The sequence below is a fragment of the Gemmobacter lutimaris genome (genome assembly GCF_003570715.1).
GTDB classification, from domain to species: Bacteria; Pseudomonadota; Alphaproteobacteria; order Rhodobacterales; family Rhodobacteraceae; genus Gemmobacter; species Gemmobacter lutimaris.
The window spans coordinates 1-2,743 of the sequence record NZ_QXXQ01000045.1 but is presented as its reverse complement, the minus strand read 5'-3'; the positions used below and the strand labels follow the sequence as shown (position 1 = coordinate 2,743).

The window sequence follows — 2,743 nt, the reverse complement described above, 5'->3', positions numbered from 1 at the left end:
GTAAGCGACGGCCACGCCCCATTGATTTCGCGCTTGCGCGGTGGGGCGAGTGGAGAGAGCGGAGGTCGGTTGGTAGCTCGTCAGGGACTACGAGACGAGGTCCCTATGCACCCCGGCCCTGCTGGGCGTAGGCCCAAGGCATCAGGGCATCGATGTCTTGGGCGAGATGTCCGTTGGCGAGCTTCGTGAACAGATCGCGCAAATACGCATAGGGTTCGACGCCGTTCATCTTGCAGGTGCCGATCAGGCTGGCGAAGCGGGCCCAATTGCGGCCGCCTTCGTCGTGGCCGGCGAAGAGCGCGTTGCGGCGGTTCATGGCCGGGCTGCGGATGGCGTTTTCCACGAGGTTGGAGTCGATGTCGACGCGCCCATCGTCCAGGAACAGGCGGAAGCCGTCCTGACGCTTCAGCATATAGGCCATGGCCTCGCCGAGGTCGGATTTGCGCGACACGCGTGCAGCCTGCGCCTTCAGCCAGGTGAAGAACTCATCGACCAGTTGGCGGGACAGGTCCTGCCGGACCGCCAGACGATGATCCGGATCGGACCCGCGGATGGTATCCTCGATCTTGTAGAGCGCCGCGATGCGCAGCAGCGCCGCGTCGACGATGGGTGATCCCTTTTTCGGTGCGGCCTTGATCAGTTTGCGCCGCCCATGCGCCCAGCAGAAGGCCAGCCGCAGCGGATCGCCGCCCGGGCGTTCCGGCGTGGCCAGATGGGTATAGGCGCCATAGGCATCGACCTGGATCGTGCCGTTGAAGCCGGTGAGGATTTCAGCGGCGTATTCGCCCTTTCGCCCGGGCCTGTAATGGAAGGCCACGCCCGGCGGCGCGGTTCCGTTCCAGCCGCGATCATCGCGCAGCACCGCCCAGAGATATCCGGTTTTCGTCTTGCCGCGCCCCGGGTCCAGCACCGGGGCAGTGGTTTCGTCAACGTAAAGCCGGGTGCTGCCCGCCAGCAGCTGCTTGGCCATGTGGTCGACCACGGGGGCGATCAGCGCACCGGTCCGGCCCATCCAGTCGGCCAGCACCGAGCGGTCGATCGGCAGGCCGTGCCGGGCCATCACCACGGCCTGCCGGTTCAGCGGCATGTGCTCGGAATGCTTGGAAACAGCGATCTGGGCCAGCAGCGCCTCGGTGGGCCAACTGCCCTCCAGCAGATGCGCGGGCGCCTTGGCCTGCACCACGCCGGTGCGCCCCTTGGGGCAGGCGTAGCGGGGGCGAACGGTCACGATCACCTGATAGCGTGCGGGGATGTAGTCCAGCCGCTCGCTGCGGTCTTCACCGATCCGGACCATGTCGCCACAGCCGCAGGGACAAGCGATGCTGTCGGGTTCAACCACGCGTTCGACCCGCGGCAGGCTGTCCGGTAGGGCTCGCGCCTTGCGGGGTGCGCGCGGCGTGCGCTTCTCGGGATCACGCTCGCTTGCCGCCATCCTATCCTCGAGAGCGGCGATCTGTGCCTGCGTCTCGGCGATGGCGGTTTCCTGATCCTCCAGCGCCAGTTCCAGCTGCGCTGGGTCCAGCTTCTCCGACTTCGGCCCGAACTTCGTGCGCCGGTAATCCTGGACCTGACCTTCTAGCTTCTCGATCAGTGCCTTCAACTCGGTGATGAAGGCCTCCTTCTCGGCCACCACCACCTGTTCATGCTGGCGTGCCGCACGCTCGACCCTCGCCTCGAACTGTGCAGCTTCCAGCGCCGCCTTTTGGGCGGCAAAGGCCTTCACCACTTCGGGCGGCAGGTCCGGGAACTGGCTGAGATCGAGCGGTTGCGACATGCGCCTTCCTACCCGATCCGGGACAGAAAGCCCAATAAAACAAAGCCAAAATAGACCCGCCGAGTCATCCTGCCGCAGCGGGCGGCAACACCCGCCGCGCCACCACCCGCCGCCAATCGAGCCCTTCGAACAGGGCTTCCGCCTGCGCCCGGGACAGCCGCATCGTGCCGTCCTGCACCTTCGGCCAGGTAAAGCTGCCCTGTTCCAGGATCTTGTAGATCAGCACCATCCCGGTCCCATCCCAGACCAGGATCTTCAACCTGTCCCCGCGCATCGAGCGAAAGACCACCGTCACCCCGGAATATGGGTCGAGCTTCAGCTCGGTCTGCACGATCAGCGCCAGAGCGTTGTGCCCGCACCTGAAGTCGACCGGCTTCGTCGCAATCAGGATCGGCAGCCGTTGGCCGGCGACAATCACGACGCCTCTCGCAGCGCCCGCACCAGCGCCGCGGCGCGGTCCACCGCGACATCGCCGGGAATGCGCAGCACCAGATCGGGCCAGATGTCGATCGTCATCACCCCGGAACCATCCTGCGCGGCAACGGCGGTCGAAGAAGGCACGGGCTGATCCACGGGATCGGGCAAAATGGACAGCGGCACAAAGGCAGGCTCCGACACCGCCAGGCTTGGGGATGTGCTCAGCGCGTCCATCAGGTCGCTCGGCAAAGCCAACTGGCCCTGCCGGGCAAGGCGACGCCAATCCGACAGGTGATGCGGAAGAATATCATAGCGCGCTGCCACATCGGCGACCCGCACGCCCGGTTGAAGGCTTTCAGCGACGATCCGTGCCTTGACCTCAGTTGGCCACCGCCGCTTGCCCCGCCGCCGCGGCTCGACAACTTCGCACCGGCCCACGAACCCACCACCACCATCCGCCATACAAGACCTCCATCTGCTCACGAAGGCCTTCTCGCAGGCGGGTCACGCGTCAGGAATATATCAAATCAATGGGCCCGAACCGCCGCATAC

General features: G+C 65.7%; 3 protein-coding genes. All 3 read right to left on the bottom strand.

Features of this window, described 5'->3' with window-relative positions:
* Window positions 1-103 precede the first annotated feature (103 nt).
* Window positions 104-1,774, bottom strand: a complete 1,671-nt coding sequence (gene tnpC, locus D2N39_RS22360) for an IS66 family transposase (RefSeq protein WP_119136915.1) — start codon at window positions 1,772-1,774, stop codon at window positions 104-106.
* Window positions 1,775-1,838: 64 nt separating this feature from the next.
* Window positions 1,839-2,192: an IS66 family insertion sequence element accessory protein TnpB gene (tnpB, locus tag D2N39_RS23040; protein WP_119136914.1), complete on the bottom strand. Its 354-nt coding sequence runs from the start codon at window positions 2,190-2,192 to the stop codon at window positions 1,839-1,841.
* Entirely contained in the window at window positions 2,189-2,653 is a 465-nt protein-coding gene (tnpA, locus tag D2N39_RS22350; RefSeq protein WP_119136913.1) for an IS66-like element accessory protein TnpA, read from the bottom strand. The genes tnpB and tnpA overlap by 4 nt, the downstream gene beginning before the upstream one ends.
* Window positions 2,654-2,743: the final 90 nt, after the last annotated feature.

Excerpts from the sequence above, each read along its gene's own strand:
- tnpC (WP_119136915.1), bottom strand. The coding sequence starts at position 1,774 with ATGTCGCAACCGCTCGATCTCAGCCAGTTCCCGGACCTGCCGCCCGAA.
- tnpA (WP_119136913.1), bottom strand. The coding sequence starts at position 2,653 with ATGGCGGATGGTGGTGGTGGGTTCGTGGGCCGGTGCGAAGTTGTCGAG.